This window comes from Streptosporangium sp. NPDC087985, from assembly GCF_044741965.1.
GTDB lineage: Bacteria > Actinomycetota > Actinomycetes > Streptosporangiales > Streptosporangiaceae > Streptosporangium.
Genome location: NZ_JBIUTQ010000011.1, coordinates 116,612 through 133,426, shown reverse-complemented (window position 1 = coordinate 133,426; position 16,815 = coordinate 116,612). Strand labels below are relative to the sequence as shown.

Genomic DNA, 16,815 nt, shown 5'->3' with positions numbered 1-16,815 from the left:
ATGGCCACGAACCGCTTTAACCGCAAGACACGTAAGCTGACCAACATTCTTCTCGGCGCCTCCATCGTCGCCGGGGGTAGCCTCCTCGCAGTTCCTGCCGCCCTGGCGGACACTCACGGACCGAACACCGTCGCCGTGGCCTCCGTCAGAACCTCCCAGGCCGCCGGCAAGACCCCTCTGCAGCTCGAGGCCGAGCGTCTGCCCAGGGTCACGGCCACGCAGGTCCTGGACATCGCCGCCCAGCAGATCGGCATCTCGGAGAACGCCCAGGGCGGCGGGACCAAGTTCCAGTCCTGGTACATGTCCTCCCCGCGGGCCAAGGAGACCCTCGCCCGTGACGGCGGCACCCTTGCAGGCTACGCCAACGCCCCCTGGTGCGCGATGTTCGTCTCCTGGGTCGGCGAGCAGGCCGGCATCCAGCCCACCATGGGCTGGGACGCCTACACCGTCACCTACGCCCAGTGGTTCAAGGACAACGGGCACTGGGGCACCGTCGCCAAGCCCGGTGCCGTCGTCTTCTTCGACTGGCAGGGCAGCAAGAACATCAGCGGGATCGACCACGTCGGCCTCGTGAAGAAGGACAACGGCGACGGCACGATCAGCACGATCGAGGGCAACACCGGCAACGGCAAGGTCGAGGAGCGCGTCCGGCCCACGTCCCAGGTCGTCGGCTACGGCTACCCGGTCTACAGCGACTGATCGATCGGCACCGCACGCCACGGTCACCCGTCCCGCGACGGCTGATCCACCGGCACGGAGAAGGGGTCCGGCTCACCTGAGCCGGGCCCCTTTCTGCGTCCCGCCGTACATCACCCGGCATCTACCACCCGAGCCCCGCATCCGGGGCTCTCGGACGTCTACTTTCCTCAACGAAGGCACTTCCGCACAGAATGTCCCCGTGTGTCACTGTGTGATGGGAGCGCTCCCAAACACCTTTCTGAGAGGTTTGCGAGGTATGCGACCCTTCATTCCCCATTGACAGGCCAGTTGTAACGGTTGAGTTTCGGCATATTGACGTCCCGGCTGCCTATCGTCCACTCTTCGTGGGAGCGCTCCCAAAGCACATTGAGGAACCTGCCCCATCGCGCACCGCGTTTGTCGGGGACCGGCGCGCGATGTCACCTCCCATCGATTCGGGCGACCACCTGAGAGGGGTCCGTAATGTTGAACACCAAGCGGCATGGCAAGCTCGCCGCGGTTGCGGTGATGGCGGCCACCGCCCTGGCGATCACTTCCTGCAGCACGAATGATTCCACCAAGCCCGCGGCCGTCGGTGACTCCACCGCGCCCGCCGCCGCTGCCGAGCCGGTGACCATCACCGTGCACACCTTCGGCGGCGGTGAGAACTTCGGCTACAAGAAGGCCGTGGAGACGTGGAACGCCGCACATCCGGACATCCAGGTCAAGCACCAGAACCTGACCGACCGGTTCGAGGACGTCTACCTGCCCCAGCTGCTGCAGAAGCTGCAGGCCGGCAGCGGCACCGGTGACATCGTCGGCATCGACGAAGGCGCGATGGGTCTGATGAAGGCCCGCCCGCAGTTCTTCACCGACCTGGCGCAGTACGGGCTGGACAGCCGCAAGTCCGACTTCCCCGCGGCGAAGTGGGACAACGGCGTCAACAAGGACGGCAAGCTCTTCGCCCTCGGCACCGACATCGGCGGCATGGCCATGTGCTACCGCAAGGACCTGCTCCAGAAGGCCGGCCTGCCGAGCGAGCGCGACGAGGTCAGCAAGCTCTGGCCGGACTGGGACTCCTTCATGGCGGCCGGCAAGAAGTTCCAGGCCGCCAACACCGGCAAGGGAGACCCGAAGTTCCTCGACGGCCCGAACACTCTCTACAACGTGGTCCTGTCGCAGGAGGCGCCGAAGAACGGCAACATCGCCTACTTCGACACCGACAACCAGCTCGTCATCGACAAGAACCCGGCCATCAAGACCTCGTTCGACACGGTGAAGTCCTACAGCGAGGCGGGCCTGACCGCCAAGCTCGCCTCCTTCACCCCGGAGTGGAACGCGGCGATCAAGAAGGGCGGCTTCGCCGTCATGGGCTGCCCTGCCTGGATGGTCGGCGTCATCTCCGGCGCGGCCGGTGACGAGGGCAAGGGCAAGTGGGATGTGGCGGGAGTCCCCGGCGGCGCCGGCAACTGGGGCGGCTCCTACCTCGCGATCCCCGCGCAGAGCAAGCACCCGAAGGAGGCCGCCGAGGTCCTGAACTTCCTCACCGGCCAGGAGGGCCACGTCATGGCCTTCCAGGAGGCCAACGCCTTCCCGAGCTCCCTCTCCGGACAGCAGGACCCGGCGGTGGCCGACCTGAAGAACGAGTTCTTCAGCGACGCGCCCACCGGCAAGATCTTTGGCGACTCGGTCAAGGACCTGCAGCCCGTCTTCCTGGGTGAGAAGCACGCCCAGGTGAAGACCGCGGCGGAGAAGATCCTCGAGGGTATGGACAAGGGCTCCGTCCCCTACGGCGAGGCCTGGGCCAAGTTCATCGAGGCCGGCACCAAGGCAGCGGGCTGATCCCCATCCCGTTCCGCACGGGCCCGGCGGCGGCTACTCCGTCGCCGGGCCTGTCGCCTGCCCCTCGCTGAAAGGCTGACCGATGACCCTGAACGTCGACACCCCCGCTCCGGCGCGGCGGCCCGGCTCTCGCCGGTCCCCCGGGCACCGGAGCTCGGGACGGGGCGGCAGAGGACTCGCCAGGTTCGACCTCCGGGCGACTCCCTACTTCCTCGTCTCGCCGTACTTCCTCCTGTTCGCGATCTTCGGTGTCTTCCCGCTCGGCTACACCCTCTGGGTATCCCTGTACGACTGGGAACTCGCCGGCGACAAGACCTTCCTCGGAATCGACAACTACATCGAGCTGATCACCGACGCGGCCTTCTGGAACGCGGTGGTCAACACGCTCGGGATGTTCGTCATCTCGACGATCCCGCAGCTCGTCCTCGCGCTGATCCTCGCCAACGCGCTCAACAAGCGCATCCGCGGCCGGCTCTTCTTCCGTCTCGGCGTCCTACTGCCGCTGGTGACCTCGGTCGTCGCGGTCGCCGTCGTCTTCACCCAGCTCTACGGCCGTGACTACGGCATGATCAACTGGTTCTTCGGCCTGTTCGGCGCCGACGCCCTCGAATGGCAGAACCAGAGCTGGAGCGCGTGGATCGCCATCTCCACGATGATCGACTGGCGTTGGACCGGCTACAACGCGATCATCCTGCTGGCCGCCATGCAGACGATTCCCAAGGATCTCTACGAGGCCGCCGCCCTCGACGGTGCCTCCTCCCACCGGCAGTTCTGGCAGATCACCGTCCCGATGCTCCGCCCGACGATCGTCTTCGTCGTGTTCATCTCCACCATCGGCGGCCTGACCCTGTTCACCGAGCCGGTCATGTTCGAGGGCAACCCGACGATGGCAGGCGGTGCCACCGGCCAGTACCAGACGGTGGCCATGTTCATCGTCAAGAAAGCGTTCCGTGACTTCGACATGGGCTACGCCTCGGCGGCCGCCTGGCTGCTGTTCGTACTGATCCTCGTCGGAACACTGATCAACTACTCCTTCACCCGCCGCATCGGGGGTTCCAAGTGACGGCGATCCAGACCCGGCCGCGCTCGGCGCATGTGCAGGCCCGCAACCGCATCTGGGACGCGGGCCCGCTGACGAAGGTGGTCCTCGCCTTCGCGCTCGTGCTGTCGGCCTTCCCGATCTACTACATGTTCATCATGGCCACGCGGACCAACGACGAGGCGATCGACACCCCGCCGCCGCTGCTGCCGGGCGGCCACCTCGGCGAGAACATCCAGCGGCTTCTGTCCACCGAGGACGCCTACTTCGCCACCGGCCTGATCAACTCGGCCATCGTGTCGATCACGGTGACCGTATCCGTCGTGCTCATCTCCACTCTGGCCGGCTTCGCCTTCGCCAAGCTGAAGTTCCGGGCCAGCAAGATCCTGCTGGGCCTGATCCTGGTGACCATGATGGTCCCGCTCCAGCAGATGGGCATCGTCCCGCTCTACGAGATGATGGTGACCCTCGGCTGGACCGGCCAGATCCAGGCGGTGATCCTGCCCTTCCTGGTCAACGGGTTCGGGGTCTTCATGATGACCCAGTACACCACCCAGGCGGTGCCGGACGAGCTCGTCGAGGCGGCACGCGTCGACGGCGCCTCCACCATGCGCATCTACGTCAATGTGGTGCTGCCCGCGGTACGGCCCGGCATGGCGGTTCTGGCGCTGCTCACCTTCATGCAGAGCTGGAACGAGTTCATGTGGCCGTTGATCGTCCTGAACCCGGACAACCCGGTGGTGCAGACCTCGATCGCCGCGCTCAACCAGGCCCACGGCACCGACTACGTCATGTTGTTCACCGGCACGGCGGCCTCGGTCCTCCCTCTCTTCATCGTTTTCGTCGCGTTCGGTCGCCAGATCGTCGGCGGCCTCATGGAAGGTGCGGTCAAGGCGTGACCACGCAAGAGACGCAGATTCAGACGCCGGATCTGGTGTTCCCGACGGACTTCGTCTGGGGCGCGGCCACCTCCGCATACCAGATCGAGGGCGCCGTCTCCGAGGACGGCCGCGGCCGGTCCATCTGGGACACCTTCGTCAAGCAACCCGGCCGGGTGGTCAACGGCGAGCACGCCGATGTCGCCATCGACCACTACCACCGCTACCGCGATGACGTGCGGATGATGGCCGACCTCGGCCTCGGTGCCTACCGGTTCTCCGTCTCCTGGCCCCGGGTCCAGCCTGACGGCAGCGGCCCGATCAACGCCAAGGGCCTCGACTTCTACAGCCGGCTGGTCGACGAGCTGCTCTCGCGGGGCATCGACCCGTGGGTGACGCTCTACCACTGGGACCTGCCGCAGGCTCTGGAGGACGCGGGCGGCTGGCCGTCACGGGACACGTCGAAGCGCTTTGCCGACTACGCGGCGGCCGTGCACGAGGCGCTCGGCGACCGGGTGCGCAACTGGAGCACGGTCAACGAGCCGTGGTGCGCGGCGTTCCTGGGATACGCCTCCGGCGAGCACGCCCCCGGGCGGCGCGACCCGGCCGAGTCGGTGCGGGCCGCCCACCATCTCCTCCTCGCGCACGGCCTCGCCACCTCGGCCATGCGCGCCCAGCGGACCGACACCAGGATCGGCGGCTGCGTCAATCTGTATGCGATCTCACCGCAGACGGACTCCGACGCCGACGCCGACGCCGTTCGCCGGATCGACGGCCTGCAGAACCGCTTCTTCCTGGACGCCCTGCTGAAGGGAGAATATCCGGCCGACGTTCTGGAAGACCTCGGCGGGACGAGCGGATTCATCCAGGACGGGGACATGGAGGCCATCTCCGCCCCGCTGGACATACTGCTGATCAACTACTACAGCCGTTTCACCGTCTCCGGCACACCCGGCGGCGCGGCCTCGGCGGCGGCGGCCCCCACCGACACCGGCTCGCCCTGGGTCGGCAGTGAACACGTGTCGTTCGTCGAGGGCGGGCGGCCGGTCACCGCCATGGGCTGGGAGATCGACGACACGGGCCTGCACGAGATCCTGATGCGGCTGGCCCGTGAGTATCCGCGGATCCCGCTGATCATCTCCGAGAACGGGGCGGCCTTCGACGACGTCGTAGGCGCCGACGGCGTCGTGCACGACCGCGACCGGCTGGACTACATCGATGCCCACCTGCGCATCTGCCATGCCGCGATCGAGGCGGGAGTGCCCCTGGAGGGCTACTTCGCCTGGTCGCTGATGGACAACTTCGAGTGGGCGTGGGGCTACGGCAAGCGGTTCGGGCTGGTCCACGTCGACTATGAGACGCAGCTGAGAGTTCCCAAAGAGAGCGCTCTCTGGTATGCCGGGACCATCAGGCGTGGAGGCCTGAGCGGTCCGGCAGAATAAGGGGTCAGCGAATCTCTTATGGGGGCGAAGAACATGAACGGCGACCGTCGTCCGACCCTTGAGGCGGTCGCGGCTCTGGCCGGTGTCGGCCGCGGCACCGTGTCACGGGTCATCAACGGCTCACCGAAGGTGAGCGAGAAGGCCCGCGACGCTGTGCAGCAGGCGATCCAGGAGCTGGGCTACGTTCCGAACCGGGCCGCCCGCGCGCTGGTCACCCGGCGCACCGACACGGTCGCGCTGGTGGTCTCGGAGTCGGAGTTGCGCGTCTTTGACGAACCCTACTTCGCCGGGACCATCCGTGGCATCGGTTCGGCCCTGTCCGAGACCGGTCTGCAACTCATCCTGGCAATGGCCCAGTCGCAGCAGGACCACGAGCGGCTGGAGCACTACCTGACCGGGCAGCACGTCGACGGGGTGCTGCTGATCTCGCTGCACGGCGCCGACCCGCTGCCCGGACGGCTGGAGGCGATGGGTGTGCCGACCGTCATCGGCGGCCGGCCCGTCGGGCTCACGCCCTACAGCTACGTCGACGTCGACAACCGGGCAGGCGCCCGGCAGGCGGTCAAATACCTGCTGGGCAAGGGCCGGCGGCGGATCGCCACCATCGCGGGCCCGCAGGACATGGGTGTGGGCGTGGACCGGCTCGCGGGCTACCGTGACGCGCTACTGGCGACCAACCTGTCCGAGATCGTGGCGTACGGCGACTTCAGTGAGGAGAGCGGCATCGTCGCCATGCGCAAGCTCCTCGCCGAGAACCCCGACATCGACGCGGTGTTCACCGCCTCCGACCCGATGGCGCTGGGCGCGATCCGGGTGCTGCGGGAGGAGGGCAAGGCGATCCCCGAGGACATCGCGGTGATCGGCTTCGACGACTCCCCCGCCGGCTCGCACTCCTCTCCCGCGCTCACCACCGTGCACCAGCCGACCGAGGCGATGGGCCGCCAGATGGCCCATCTCCTCGTCGCCCGCATCAACGGCGAGCACCTGGAGCAGCCGGTGGTGATACTGGACACCCACCTGGTCGAGCGGGCCTCCGCATAACGGGCTGCCCTGGCCCATATACCTTCGAGCTGGTCAATTCTGTCCCCCGTCCTCCCGGCCTTCCAGCGAAAGGATCACCGTGTCCCGGCAGTTCACCCTCCGCAGCGGCACCATGCACGCCGAGATCACCGAACGGTCCGCCGCCCTGCGCGTGCTCCGTCACGGTGAACGCGATCTGGTGCCCAGCTGGGCGGCAGACGGGCCGATCCCCTACTACAGCGGCACCCTCCTCGCCCCCTGGCCGAACCGGATCGGCGGCGCCTCCTACACCTTCGGCGGCCAGACCCACCATCCGGTGGCGAACGAGGAGGACCGGGGCAACGCCCTGCACGGACTGGTCGCCGAGGTCGACTGGGAGGCGGTGGAGTGGCTGGCCGTGGAGGACGAGCACGGTTTCGTACGGCTGGCCCACACGATCACCCCGACCCCCGGTTACCCGTTCACCCTCTCCATGCAGGTGCTCTACTCCCTCACCACCGAGGGCCTGACCACCACGCTGACCGCCGAGAACCTCGGCGACAGCCCCGCCCCCTACGGCTGCGGCCCGCACCCGTGGCTGCTGGCGGGCGAGCGGGTCGAGGACTACGAGCTGCACGTGCCGGCGACCAGGGTGCTGCTGGTGGACGACCGGCTGCTGCCTCGCTCCCTGGAGGACGTCTCCGGCACGCCGTACGACTTCACGACCGCGCGGACGGTCGGCGGCACCTCCGTCGACCACGCCTTCACCGGCCTCGTCGCGGACGCCGACGGGCTGGTCCGGGTGCGGGTGAGCGGCCCGGACGGCGGGGTCGAGATCCGCTGGGACGCGGCGGCGCTGCCCTGGGTCCAGGTGTGCACGGGGACCGAGCTCGACTTCCGCGGGCTGGCCGTCGAGCCGATGACCTGCCCGCCGGACGCCTTCAACTCCGGCACCGACCTGATCGTGCTGCAGCCCGGCGACAAGGCCGAGACCTCCTGGACGATCGCCCCGCTCTGAGGTGGGACGGTGGGCGGCGGCACCGGACACCGCCCACCGCCTCCGAGCTCGCCACGCCGCCGCGGTGAGCTCGGGCAGCCGGTGTTCCCGCCAGGTCAGGAGTCCTGGTCGTGGGAGAGGCGGAACATCTCACACTCCAGGTCGAAGAACCGCCGGGTCCGGCCGAGCGCCGTCATGCCGAGTCTCCGGCAGACGGCCATGGACGCCTCGTTGCCCGGCATCACCAGGGCGTGGACCTCCTTCAGCCCGGAGGCGAAACCCCGCTCGACAGCCCCCCGGGCAGCCTCTGTGGCGTAGCCGTTCCCCCAGCATCCGGGGTGGAGGTGCCAGCCCACCTCGACCTCCCCCTCACCTCCGGGAATCGGCCGGAACAGTACGGTCCCGGCGGCCACTCCGGTGTCCCGGACCTCCACCGCCCAGGACCCGAACCGGCGGTCACGCTCGTGGAAGGCCCGCCAGCCGTCCACCGCGGCCGCCGCCTCGAAGGCGAACGGCGGCAGCCAGCGGGTGACCTCCGGGCGGGAGTAGATATCCGTCATCCGGTCGAGGTCGGTCTGGTCGTGGGTCCACTGGCGGACGATCAGGCGATCGGTCTCATAAACGGTCATGAGGACAACTCTGGCGCAATCTGCTGTCCGGCACCGGGTGGGGGCCGGATCGCCGGGAAGACGTTTCCTCCGTCGACGCCCTGTGTAAGAACTTCAATGACTGGTGAATTCTGGACCAGAACAGGGGATGAGCGATGGACCGCAACACATGCGTGATCGTGGGAGGTGGCCCAGCGGGGGCCGTGCTCGCCCTGCTGCTGGCCCGGGCCGGCGTCCAGGTGACACTGCTGGAGAAGCACGGCGACTTCCTGCGCGACTTCAGGGGTGACACCCTCCACCCCTCGACCCTGCAGCTCCTCGACGAGCTCGGCCTGGCCGGGGAGTTCCACCGGCTCCCCCATCGCAAGGTGCACCGCATGATCCTGCAGACCGACGACGCCACGGTGCCGATCGCCGACCTGTCCCGGCTCCCCGGCCGGTACGACTACATCGCGTTCGTGCCGCAGTGGGACTTCCTCAATCTGGTGACCGACGCCGCCAGGCGGTACCCCACCTTCCGCCTCATCATGAACGCCGAGGTCCACGACGTGATCCGCGAGGGCAACACGGTGCGCGGGGTCCGCTACCGGGACGCCGACGGCGAGCACGAGCTGCGGGCGACGCTCACCGTGGCCACCGACGGGCGGCATTCCGACGTCCGCCGGGCCGCCGGGCTCGTCCCGGTGGAGCACGGCGCGCCGATGGACGTGCTGTGGTTCCGGCTGCCACGCGAGTCCACCGATCCCGAGCAGCCGCTCCTGCGCGTCTCGACCGGCCACATGATGGTGGCGATCAACCGCGAGACGTACTGGCAGCTCGCCTATCTGATCCCCAAGGGCGGCTTCGACGCCCTGCGTGCCAGGGGCATCGAGGCGGTACGCGAACCCGTCACCCGGCTGCTGCCCTTCCTCGCCGGCCGCGCCGGGCTGCTGGCGGACTTCGGCGACGTGAGCATGCTGTTGGTCGCGATCAACCGGCTGCGCCGCTGGCACCGCCCCGGCCTGCTGGTCATCGGTGACGCGGCGCACGCCATGTCACCGGTCTTCGGCGTCGGCATCAACCTGGCCGTGCAGGACGCGGTGGCCGCGGCCAACCTGCTGGCCGGACCACTCGCCGCCGGTGCCGAGATCCCCGAGTCCCTGCTCGCCAGGGTCCAGCGCCGGCGCACTCCGCCCACCGTGATCACCCAGCTCGCCCAGCGCGTGGTCCAGAGCCGGCTGATCCGTCCCGCCCTGTCCGGGGACGCCAGGCCGCTACGGCTGCCGCGCGACATCTCCCGGCTCCCGGTGATCGGCGCTCTCACCCGCCGTTTCATCGGCTTCGGCATCCGCCCCGAGCATGTCAGAACCCCGGTTGAGTCTCACGATACATAAAGAACTTTCTCACTCTGTGGACAATAAGGTGAGTTCGCACCTCCGGTTGCAATAGCCTGATGTGTCGTGAGCATCAACCTCGATTCCTGGCGGCAGCTGCCTGCGGCGCAGCAGCCCGAGTGGCCCGACCGCGACGAGCTGGACAAGGTCGTCGCCGAACTGAGGGGGCTGCCGCCCCTGGTGTTCGCCGGGGAGTGTGACAACCTCAAGGCGGACCTGGCGGCGGTGGCGCGGGGCGAGGCCTTCGTACTGCAGGGCGGCGACTGCGCCGAGACGTTCGCCGGGGCCACCGCGGACGACGTGCGCAACAAGCTGAAGACCCTGCTGCAGATGGCGATCGTGCTCACCTACGCGGCGAAGGTGCCGGTCGTGAAGATCGGCCGGATGGCCGGGCAGTTCGCCAAGCCGCGCTCCAAGAACACCGAGATCCGTGACGGCGTGGAGCTGCCCGCCTACCGCGGCGACATGGTCAACGGCTTCGACTTCACCGCCCAGTCCCGGGTCCCCGACCCCTGGCGGCTGCTGCGCGCCTACCATTCCTCCGCGGTGACGCTGAACCTGGCCCGCGCCTTCACCAAGGGCGGCTACGCCGACCTGCGCCAGGTGCATGCCTGGAACCAGGACTTCGTGGCCGAGTCCCCGGCCGGCAAGCGCTACGAGCAGCTCGCCCGGGAGATCGACCAGGCACTGGCGTTCATGCGCGCGTGCGGGGCCGAGCCGGAGGAGTTCCACAGCGTGGAGTTCTACTCCTCGCACGAGGCGCTGATCCTCGACTACGACCGGGCGCTCACCAGGATCGACTCGCGGACCGGCCAGCCGTACGACGTCTCGGCGCACATGGTCTGGATCGGCGAGCGCACCCGCCAGCTCGACGGCGCGCACGTGGAGTTCTTCTCCCGGATCCGCAACCCGATCGGGGTGAAGCTCGGCCCGACGACCAGCATCGAGGACGTCCTCGCCCTGATCGAGAAGCTGAACCCCGACAACGAGCCCGGACGTCTGACGTTCATCACCCGGATGGGCGCCTCGAAGATCCGCGATCACCTCCCCCCGCTGGTGGAGAAGGTCACCGCGAGCGGCGCCCAGGTGGCGTGGATCTGCGACCCGATGCACGGCAACACCTTCGAGACGCCCAGCGGCCACAAGACCCGTCACCTGGACGACGTGCTGAACGAGGTCGCCGGATTCTTCGAGGTACACGCCGCGCTCGGCACCCACCCGGGAGGCATCCACATCGAGTTGACCGGGGACGACGTCACCGAATGCGTGGGCGGCGGCTGGGACATCGCCGAGGGCGACCTGGCACGGCGCTACGAGACGGCCTGCGACCCGCGCCTCAACCGGGGCCAGTCGCTGGACCTGGCCTTCCGGGTGGCGGAGCTGTACCGCTCGGCCTGACCCGCTGAAGGCGACCCCACGCGAAAAAAGCCCCGCACCGTCACACCGGCTGCGGGGCTTTCTCGATCCGGATCTCAGTTGTCCTGAACGCCCATCTCGCTCGCGAGCTCGGCCCGGATGGAGTCCATGTCGAGTGCGCGGACCTGGCCGATCAGGTCCTCCAGCGCCGGCGCCGGCAGGGCTCCGGGCTGGGCGAAGACGACGATGCCGTCACGGATCGCCATGATCGTGGGGATCGAGGTGATCTCGAAGCCCTGGGCCAGCCCCTGCTCCGCCTCGGTGTCGATCTTGCCGAACTTGATGTCGCCGTGCTTCTCCGACGACTTCTCGAAGATCGGCCCGAACGTGCGGCACGGTCCGCACCAGGCCGCCCAGAAGTCCAGCAGGACGATCCCCTCGTCGGCGATCTCGTTGAAGTTCTTCTCGGTTACCTCGATGGTCGCCACCGTTGGCTCCTCTTGTCTCTCACAGCTGTACGGCTCGAATAACCACGTACCCCCGCCGAGCATTCCATCCCTTGAACCCGAGGAGAGAGGGACCGTCGGCGCCCGGCGCCGACGGACGGCGGCATCCGGGCGCGGGCCCCGGATCCGGGTCCTCTCAGGGAGATCCCCGATGCGGGGTCCCGCGTCGGGGACCATGATGGGGGACGCATACCTTAGGGAGGCCCCACGCGACTGGAGAGACCATGGCGAGTGCCGGAATCATCGACGACTACGTGGCAGAGCTCGGCCGTAGCCTCAAGGGTCCGAGGAGGCCGAAGCTCGATCTGGTCACCGAGGCGCGCGACAGCCTGTTCGACACCGCCGAGGCGCTGGAGGACGGCGGGCTGGACCGGGCCGAGGCCGAACTGGCCGCGGTCGAGGAGTTCGGCCCGATCGGTGAGATCGCACCGGGCTACCAGGAGGAGTTGTCGATCTCGGCGGGCCGGCGGCTGGCCGCCCTGCTCTTCGTCAGCGTGCCGCTCACCGCGCTCATGTGGAGCGTGATCTGGCAGGTCTTCCCCACCGATCCGGTGGACTACGCGACCAGGCCCGGCTGGTTCGTGCCGGTGGCCCGGAGCGTGGACATCCTCCAGATGCTCACCGGCGTGCTCGGCGCGGCCGCGCTGCTGGCGCTGGGGCGAGGGCTGCGCAGGGTCCGGCGGCCCCGGCTCGTCACCCGGGGACTGGCTGTGTTCGTCTGGGCCATGCTTCCGGTCATGCTCACGCTGTGCGGGGCGCTGATGTACGGCTCGCACGGCCCGGCCGGTCTCTCCGAGTATCCGCCGGGCGTCGGATTGGCGCTGGTCAGCTACGGGCTCATGCTCGCCCAGCTGTACGGAGCGGCCCGGTGTCTGAGCATCACCCGGCGCCGGCCCCTCACGGTGTGACGCGCGGCTCCAGTACGCCGCCGATCGCGCCGATGAACTCCCGCCAGGCCGATCGCTTCCCGGCCAGAGCCGTACGGCCCGAGGAGGTCAGCCGGTAGGTGCGTCGCCTGCGCCCGCCCACCGTGGCCCACTCGCTGGCCAGATATCCCGCCCGCTCCAGCCGGCGCAGTGCGGGGTAGACGGTGCCGGTCGGCACGTTCAGCACCCCGCCGCTGCGTTGCTGCAACGCCTCGATGATCGCATAGCCGTGCAGGGGGTCGTGCTCCAGCACGGAGAGCAACAGGGCGTCCATGTGTCCGCGGAGCGCGTCGGTGTTCACCAGGCCCCCCGTCCCGAGCGCGCGGGCAGGGTGCCACCGCGCCCACCAGCCCGTCCGCTTCGCTCACTCACGGTCTCACCCTACCTCTACCTATAGGCACCCTACGTGTAGATGTTCTACATGTAGGGTGCCTATAGGTAGAGAGTCATAAAAACGGAGGTGACACCATGGACGTGCTCGACCTGGCTCGGACGCAGTTCGCGGTGACGGGGAGTCTCCACTTCCTGTTCGTCGTGCTGACCCTGGGCCTGGCCCCCCTCGTCGCGATCATGCACACCCGCTATGCCATGACCGGCAAGCCGGTCCACGAGCGGATGACCCGCTTCTGGGGCCAGATCTATGTGATCAACTACGCGCTCGGCATCGTCACCGGGCTGGTGATGGAGTTCCAGTTCGGCCTGAGCTGGAGCGGCCTGTCCCACTACGCCGGAGACATCTTCGGTGCGCCGCTCGCCATCGAGACGCTCGGCGCCTTCTTCCTGGAATCCACCTTCCTGGGGCTGTGGATCTTCGGCTGGCACCGGCTGCCCAAGCGGCTCCATCTGGCGTGCATCTGGCTGGTGGCCCTGACCGCCTACGCCTCCGCTTTCTGGATCATGGTGGCCAACTCGTTCCTGCAGAACCCGGTGGGGACCGTGGAGCGGGGCGACCACCTGGCGCTGACCGACTTCGGCGCGCTGCTCACCAATCCCATGCTGACCATGTCACTCCCCCACGTGCTCGGCGCGGGCCTGTGGACCGGTGGTTCCGTGGTGATGGGGGCCAGCGCCTACCAGCTGTTCCGGCGGACCGCCGAGCGGGAGTTCTTCACCCGCTCGCTCCGTCTGGGGGTGGTCGTCGCGTCCATCGGCTCGCTGGTCACGGTCGGCTTCGGCTACGCCCAGTTCGGCCCGGTCGGCCTGATCCAACCCGGCAAGTTCTCCGGCGAGCCACTGGCCGGGGCCGGGCTCGGTGCCATGATCACGATCGGGCAGACGCTGCAGTTCCTCATCGTCTTCGCGCTGCTGCCCACGGTGTACTGGCTGCCGCGCTGGCGCTGGGCACACCCCGTCATCATGCTCATCACCCCGCTGCCCTTCCTGGCCGCGATCTGCGGCTGGCTGGCCCGCGAGGTCGGCCGCCAGCCGTGGCTGATCAACGGCAGGCTGACCGTCGCCGACGCCATGTCCCCCGGCCTCACCACGGAGATGGTCGCCTTCTCGCTCTTCGGATTCGTCGGCGTGCTCGGGCTGCTCGCGCTCGTCGACTACCTCCTGATCGCCCGCACCGTCCGGCGCGGGCCCGGCGCCGCCACCCTCGGCGCGGACGACGGCCCCGCCGGCTCCACCGAGCGCGCGCACGCGCTCAGCTTCTAGGGAGAAGACCGTGGACATCCTCTGGACGGGCGTGTTCGCCCTCCTGCTGATCGGCTACTTCGCCCTGGAGGGCTTCGACATCGGCCTGGGCATGCTACTGCCCGTGCTCGGCCGGACCCAGGAGGGCCGCGACCGCGTCGTCGCCGCCATGGCGCCGTTCGTCCTGGCCGGCGAGGTCTGGCTGGTGGCCGTGGCGGGCGTGCTGTTCGGCGTCTTCCCCTCGATCGAGGGGGACACGCTGTTCGGCCTCTACCCGCTGGTGGTCTCCCTGCTGCTCTCCTGGATCCTGCGCGACGCGGGACTGTGGTTCCGCCGCCGCCTGGACGGCCGTGTCTGGCGTGCTGCCGGGGACTGGGCGATCTGCATCGGCTCCTACGGCCTGGCACTGAGCTGGGGCATGGCGCTGGTGGCGATGGCCGGTGGCCTGTCCGGATCGCCGATCAGCCTTCTCGGTCTCGGTGGCGGCCTGGTCGTGGCCGCGCTGTTCGCCTTCCACGGCTGGACCTTCGCCTCCTGGCGGCTGCCGGGGCAGGTGACCGGGGCGAGCCGGACCGGCAGGGCGCTGCTGGTCTCGGCGTGTGCCGCAGCCGCGCCCGTCACGGTGCTGCTCGCCATGCTCGCTCCGTGGCTGCTGGAACACACCGCCCCCGCCGGGACGCTGAATGTGTTGAGTGTCATCCTCCTGCCGTTCGCACCGCTCATGGTGGGGGCGCAAGTATGGGTATGGCGCACGTTCGGTCCCCGCCGTGCGGCCGACCGGCTCCCGTCCTTCTTCTGAGGCTTTCAAAGGTTCGCATGCACAAGGATCTCCTGAGGCTCGCCCGGAGCGAGCGGGCCGTCCGCCGGCACCTGGCTCTCTGCCTGGCCGCCGCGGTCCTGGCCGGGCTACTCGTCCTGGTCCAGGCGGAACTGCTGGCCGGGGTGCTGTCCGGGCGGTTCGCGACCTCCGCCCTGGTCTTCCTGGCGCTGGTCGTCGGCGTCCGGGGGACACTGGGCCTGGTGCAGGGACTCGCCGCCGGCCACACGACGACCGGCGTGAAGTCGGCGCTGCGCCACCGGCTGCTGTCGCGGCTTCAGGAGACGGGGCCGGCCCGGCCGGCCTCCCACCGCTCCGGTGAGCTGGTGACGCTGACCGGCCGTGGCCTGGACGCTCTCGACCCCTACCTGTCGGGGTATCTCCCGGCGGTCGCGGTCGCGGGCGTCGTGCCGGTCGCCGTGCTCGTCCGGCTGTCCGCCGCCGACCTGACCAGCGCGGTGATCGTGCTGATCACGCTGCCGCTCATCCCGATCTTCGGCGCTCTGGTCGGCATGCACACCAAGGCCGTCACCGAACGGCAGTGGCAGGCCCTGTCCCGCCTCGGCGGTCACTTCCTGGACGTGGTCCGCGGCCTGCCCACGCTGCGCGCCTTCGGCCGGGCCCGCTTCCAGGCCGAGGTGATCCAGCAGGTCGCCGACGCCCACCGCAGCGCGACAATGCGCACGCTGCGGGTGGCGTTCCTGTCGTCGCTGGTGCTGGAGCTGGCCGCCTCGCTGTCGCTGGCGCTGGTCGCCGTACCGGTGGGACTGCGGCTGCTGTCCGGCTCGCTGGACCTGTCGACCGCGCTGCTGGTGCTGCTCCTCGCGCCCGAGGCGTATCTGCCGCTGCGCACCATGGGCAGCAGGTTCCACGCCGCGATGGAGGGGGTCGCGGCGGCCGACCAGGCCTTCGCCGTACTGGACGGCCGGCCGGAGCGTCCGGCGGAGGCTGAGCAGGCGTCCGGCGCGGTCAAACGCGGGCGCATCGCGCCGGAGATCCGGCTGGAGAACGTCACCGTGCGCTACCCCGACCGCGAGGAGGCCGCGCTGGAGGACGTCTCACTGGTGATCGCATCCGGTGAACGGGTCGCGCTGGTCGGCGAGAGCGGCGCGGGCAAGAGCACCCTGCTCCACCTGCTGCTAGGCTCCGTCTCCCCCACCTCCGGCCGGGTCCTGATCGACGGCGTCGAGCTCACCGGCCTCGGCGCCTGGCGCGAACGGCTGGCGTTCGTGCCGCAGCGGCCCCACCTGTTCGCCACCACGGTGGCCGACAACATCAGGCTCGGCTCTCCCGGCGCGACGATCGACGAGGTCCGGACGGCGGCCAAGGGCGCCTACGCCGACGAGTTCGTGGCGGCGCTGCCCGAGGGATACCAGACGGTGCTCGGCGAGCGCGGCGCCAACCTGTCGGCCGGGCAGCGACAGCGGGTCGCGCTCGCCCGCGCCTTCTGCCGGCCGGCGGCGGATGTCCTGCTGCTCGACGAGCCGACCGCCCGGCTCGACGGCCGTAGCGAGAGCGCGGTCGTGACCGCCACCCGCGCCCTCGCCGAGGGCCGCACCTCCGTGATCGTGGCGCACCGGCCCGCGATGATCGGCCTGGCCGACCGGGTGATCCGGCTCACCGACGGCCGCGTGGTGTCCGACCGGCCGGCGGATCGCTCCGAGGACGGCAGGTCCGGCGGCGCCGTTCTGGCGGAGAAGACCGGGGGGTCTGTGTGAA

General features: G+C 69.2%; 16 protein-coding genes. 13 read left to right on the top strand and 3 right to left on the bottom strand.

Annotation, left to right across the window (positions count from 1 at the left end):
• The 7 genes from ACIN94_RS20955 to ACIN94_RS20925 all read left to right on the top strand — a co-directional run bounded on the left by ACIN94_RS20955 (position 1) and on the right by ACIN94_RS20925 (position 7,896).
• Complete coding sequence (locus ACIN94_RS20955) at positions 1-699, top strand: CHAP domain-containing protein (protein ID WP_400708384.1); 699 nt, start codon at positions 1-3, stop codon at positions 697-699.
• Between the two features lie 462 nt (positions 700-1,161).
• Positions 1,162-2,520, top strand: coding sequence for an ABC transporter substrate-binding protein (locus ACIN94_RS20950; RefSeq protein WP_400708382.1), 1,359 nt, complete (start codon positions 1,162-1,164; stop codon positions 2,518-2,520).
• An 82-nt stretch (positions 2,521-2,602) separates the two neighbouring features.
• Positions 2,603-3,583 carry a carbohydrate ABC transporter permease gene (locus tag ACIN94_RS20945; protein ID WP_400708380.1) on the top strand — a complete coding sequence of 327 codons (981 nt, stop codon included), beginning with the start codon at positions 2,603-2,605 and terminating at the stop codon, positions 3,581-3,583.
• Entirely contained in the window at positions 3,580-4,458 is an 879-nt protein-coding gene (locus ACIN94_RS20940; RefSeq protein WP_400708378.1) for a carbohydrate ABC transporter permease, read from the top strand. Before ACIN94_RS20945 ends, ACIN94_RS20940 begins: the two co-directional genes overlap by 4 nt.
• A complete protein-coding gene (locus tag ACIN94_RS20935; RefSeq protein ID WP_400708376.1) occupies positions 4,455-5,879 on the top strand; it encodes a GH1 family beta-glucosidase in 1,425 nt (474 codons plus the stop codon). The genes ACIN94_RS20940 and ACIN94_RS20935 overlap by 4 nt, the downstream gene beginning before the upstream one ends.
• 33 nt (positions 5,880-5,912) lie before the next feature.
• Positions 5,913-6,920, top strand: a complete 1,008-nt coding sequence (locus ACIN94_RS20930) for a LacI family DNA-binding transcriptional regulator (RefSeq protein WP_400708374.1) — start codon at positions 5,913-5,915, stop codon at positions 6,918-6,920.
• A 79-nt stretch (positions 6,921-6,999) separates the two neighbouring features.
• Positions 7,000-7,896 (top strand): aldose 1-epimerase family protein, encoded by an 897-nt coding sequence (locus tag ACIN94_RS20925; protein WP_400708372.1) that lies wholly within the window; start codon positions 7,000-7,002, stop codon positions 7,894-7,896.
• A gap of 95 nt (positions 7,897-7,991) precedes the next feature.
• On the opposite strand, the gene ACIN94_RS20920 is transcribed toward ACIN94_RS20925, so the two are convergent.
• The gene (locus tag ACIN94_RS20920) at positions 7,992-8,504 is read right to left on the bottom strand and encodes a GNAT family N-acetyltransferase (RefSeq protein ID WP_400708370.1); all 513 of its coding nucleotides are present in this window, start codon (positions 8,502-8,504) and stop codon (positions 7,992-7,994) included.
• Positions 8,505-8,638: 134 nt separating this feature from the next.
• Between ACIN94_RS20920 and ACIN94_RS20915 the strand changes: the two genes are divergently transcribed.
• A complete protein-coding gene (locus ACIN94_RS20915) occupies positions 8,639-9,856 on the top strand; it encodes an FAD-dependent oxidoreductase (RefSeq protein ID WP_400708368.1) in 1,218 nt (405 codons plus the stop codon).
• 66 nt (positions 9,857-9,922) lie between these two features.
• On the top strand, positions 9,923-11,254 hold the full coding sequence (locus tag ACIN94_RS20910) for a class II 3-deoxy-7-phosphoheptulonate synthase (RefSeq protein ID WP_400708366.1): 1,332 nt from the start codon (positions 9,923-9,925) through the stop codon (positions 11,252-11,254).
• Between the two features lie 74 nt (positions 11,255-11,328).
• On the opposite strand, the gene trxA is transcribed toward ACIN94_RS20910, so the two are convergent.
• The gene (gene trxA, locus ACIN94_RS20905) at positions 11,329-11,700 is read right to left on the bottom strand and encodes a thioredoxin (protein WP_400708364.1); all 372 of its coding nucleotides are present in this window, start codon (positions 11,698-11,700) and stop codon (positions 11,329-11,331) included.
• Positions 11,701-11,942: 242 nt separating this feature from the next.
• On the opposite strand from trxA, the gene ACIN94_RS20900 reads away from it, so the two are divergent.
• Positions 11,943-12,626 carry a permease prefix domain 1-containing protein gene (locus ACIN94_RS20900; RefSeq protein WP_400708362.1) on the top strand — a complete coding sequence of 228 codons (684 nt, stop codon included), beginning with the start codon at positions 11,943-11,945 and terminating at the stop codon, positions 12,624-12,626.
• Here ACIN94_RS20900 and ACIN94_RS20895 read toward each other — a convergent pair.
• Positions 12,616-12,945: a PadR family transcriptional regulator gene (locus ACIN94_RS20895; protein ID WP_400708360.1), complete on the bottom strand. Its 330-nt coding sequence runs from the start codon at positions 12,943-12,945 to the stop codon at positions 12,616-12,618. The two genes, ACIN94_RS20900 and ACIN94_RS20895, sit on opposite strands and share 11 nt — an antisense overlap.
• A gap of 167 nt (positions 12,946-13,112) precedes the next feature.
• On the opposite strand from ACIN94_RS20895, the gene ACIN94_RS20890 reads away from it, so the two are divergent.
• The 3 genes from ACIN94_RS20890 to cydD are packed head-to-tail and all read left to right on the top strand — an operon-like array spanning position 13,113 to position 16,814.
• The gene (locus tag ACIN94_RS20890; RefSeq protein ID WP_400708358.1) at positions 13,113-14,300 is read left to right on the top strand and encodes a cytochrome ubiquinol oxidase subunit I; all 1,188 of its coding nucleotides are present in this window, start codon (positions 13,113-13,115) and stop codon (positions 14,298-14,300) included.
• Positions 14,301-14,310: 10 nt separating this feature from the next.
• Complete coding sequence (locus ACIN94_RS20885; protein WP_400708356.1) at positions 14,311-15,078, top strand: cytochrome d ubiquinol oxidase subunit II; 768 nt, start codon at positions 14,311-14,313, stop codon at positions 15,076-15,078.
• Positions 15,079-15,095: 17 nt separating this feature from the next.
• On the top strand, positions 15,096-16,814 hold the full coding sequence (cydD, locus tag ACIN94_RS20880) for a thiol reductant ABC exporter subunit CydD (protein ID WP_400708354.1): 1,719 nt from the start codon (positions 15,096-15,098) through the stop codon (positions 16,812-16,814).
• The last annotated feature ends 1 nt before the right edge of the window (position 16,815 follow it).

Bases quoted from the DNA above. Each gene is read 5' to 3' on its own strand.
- ACIN94_RS20950 (WP_400708382.1), top strand. From the start codon at position 1,162: ATGTTGAACACCAAGCGGCATGGCAAGCTCGCCGCGGTTGCGGTGATG.
- ACIN94_RS20955 (WP_400708384.1), top strand. From the start codon at position 1: ATGGCCACGAACCGCTTTAACCGCAAGACACGTAAGCTGACCAACATT.
- ACIN94_RS20915 (WP_400708368.1), top strand. From the start codon at position 8,639: ATGGACCGCAACACATGCGTGATCGTGGGAGGTGGCCCAGCGGGGGCC.
- ACIN94_RS20930 (WP_400708374.1), top strand. From the start codon at position 5,913: ATGAACGGCGACCGTCGTCCGACCCTTGAGGCGGTCGCGGCTCTGGCC.
- ACIN94_RS20945 (WP_400708380.1), top strand. From the start codon at position 2,603: ATGACCCTGAACGTCGACACCCCCGCTCCGGCGCGGCGGCCCGGCTCT.
- ACIN94_RS20900 (WP_400708362.1), top strand. From the start codon at position 11,943: ATGGCGAGTGCCGGAATCATCGACGACTACGTGGCAGAGCTCGGCCGT.
- ACIN94_RS20920 (WP_400708370.1), bottom strand. From the start codon at position 8,504: ATGACCGTTTATGAGACCGATCGCCTGATCGTCCGCCAGTGGACCCAC.
- ACIN94_RS20890 (WP_400708358.1), top strand. From the start codon at position 13,113: ATGGACGTGCTCGACCTGGCTCGGACGCAGTTCGCGGTGACGGGGAGT.
- cydD (WP_400708354.1), top strand. From the start codon at position 15,096: ATGCACAAGGATCTCCTGAGGCTCGCCCGGAGCGAGCGGGCCGTCCGC.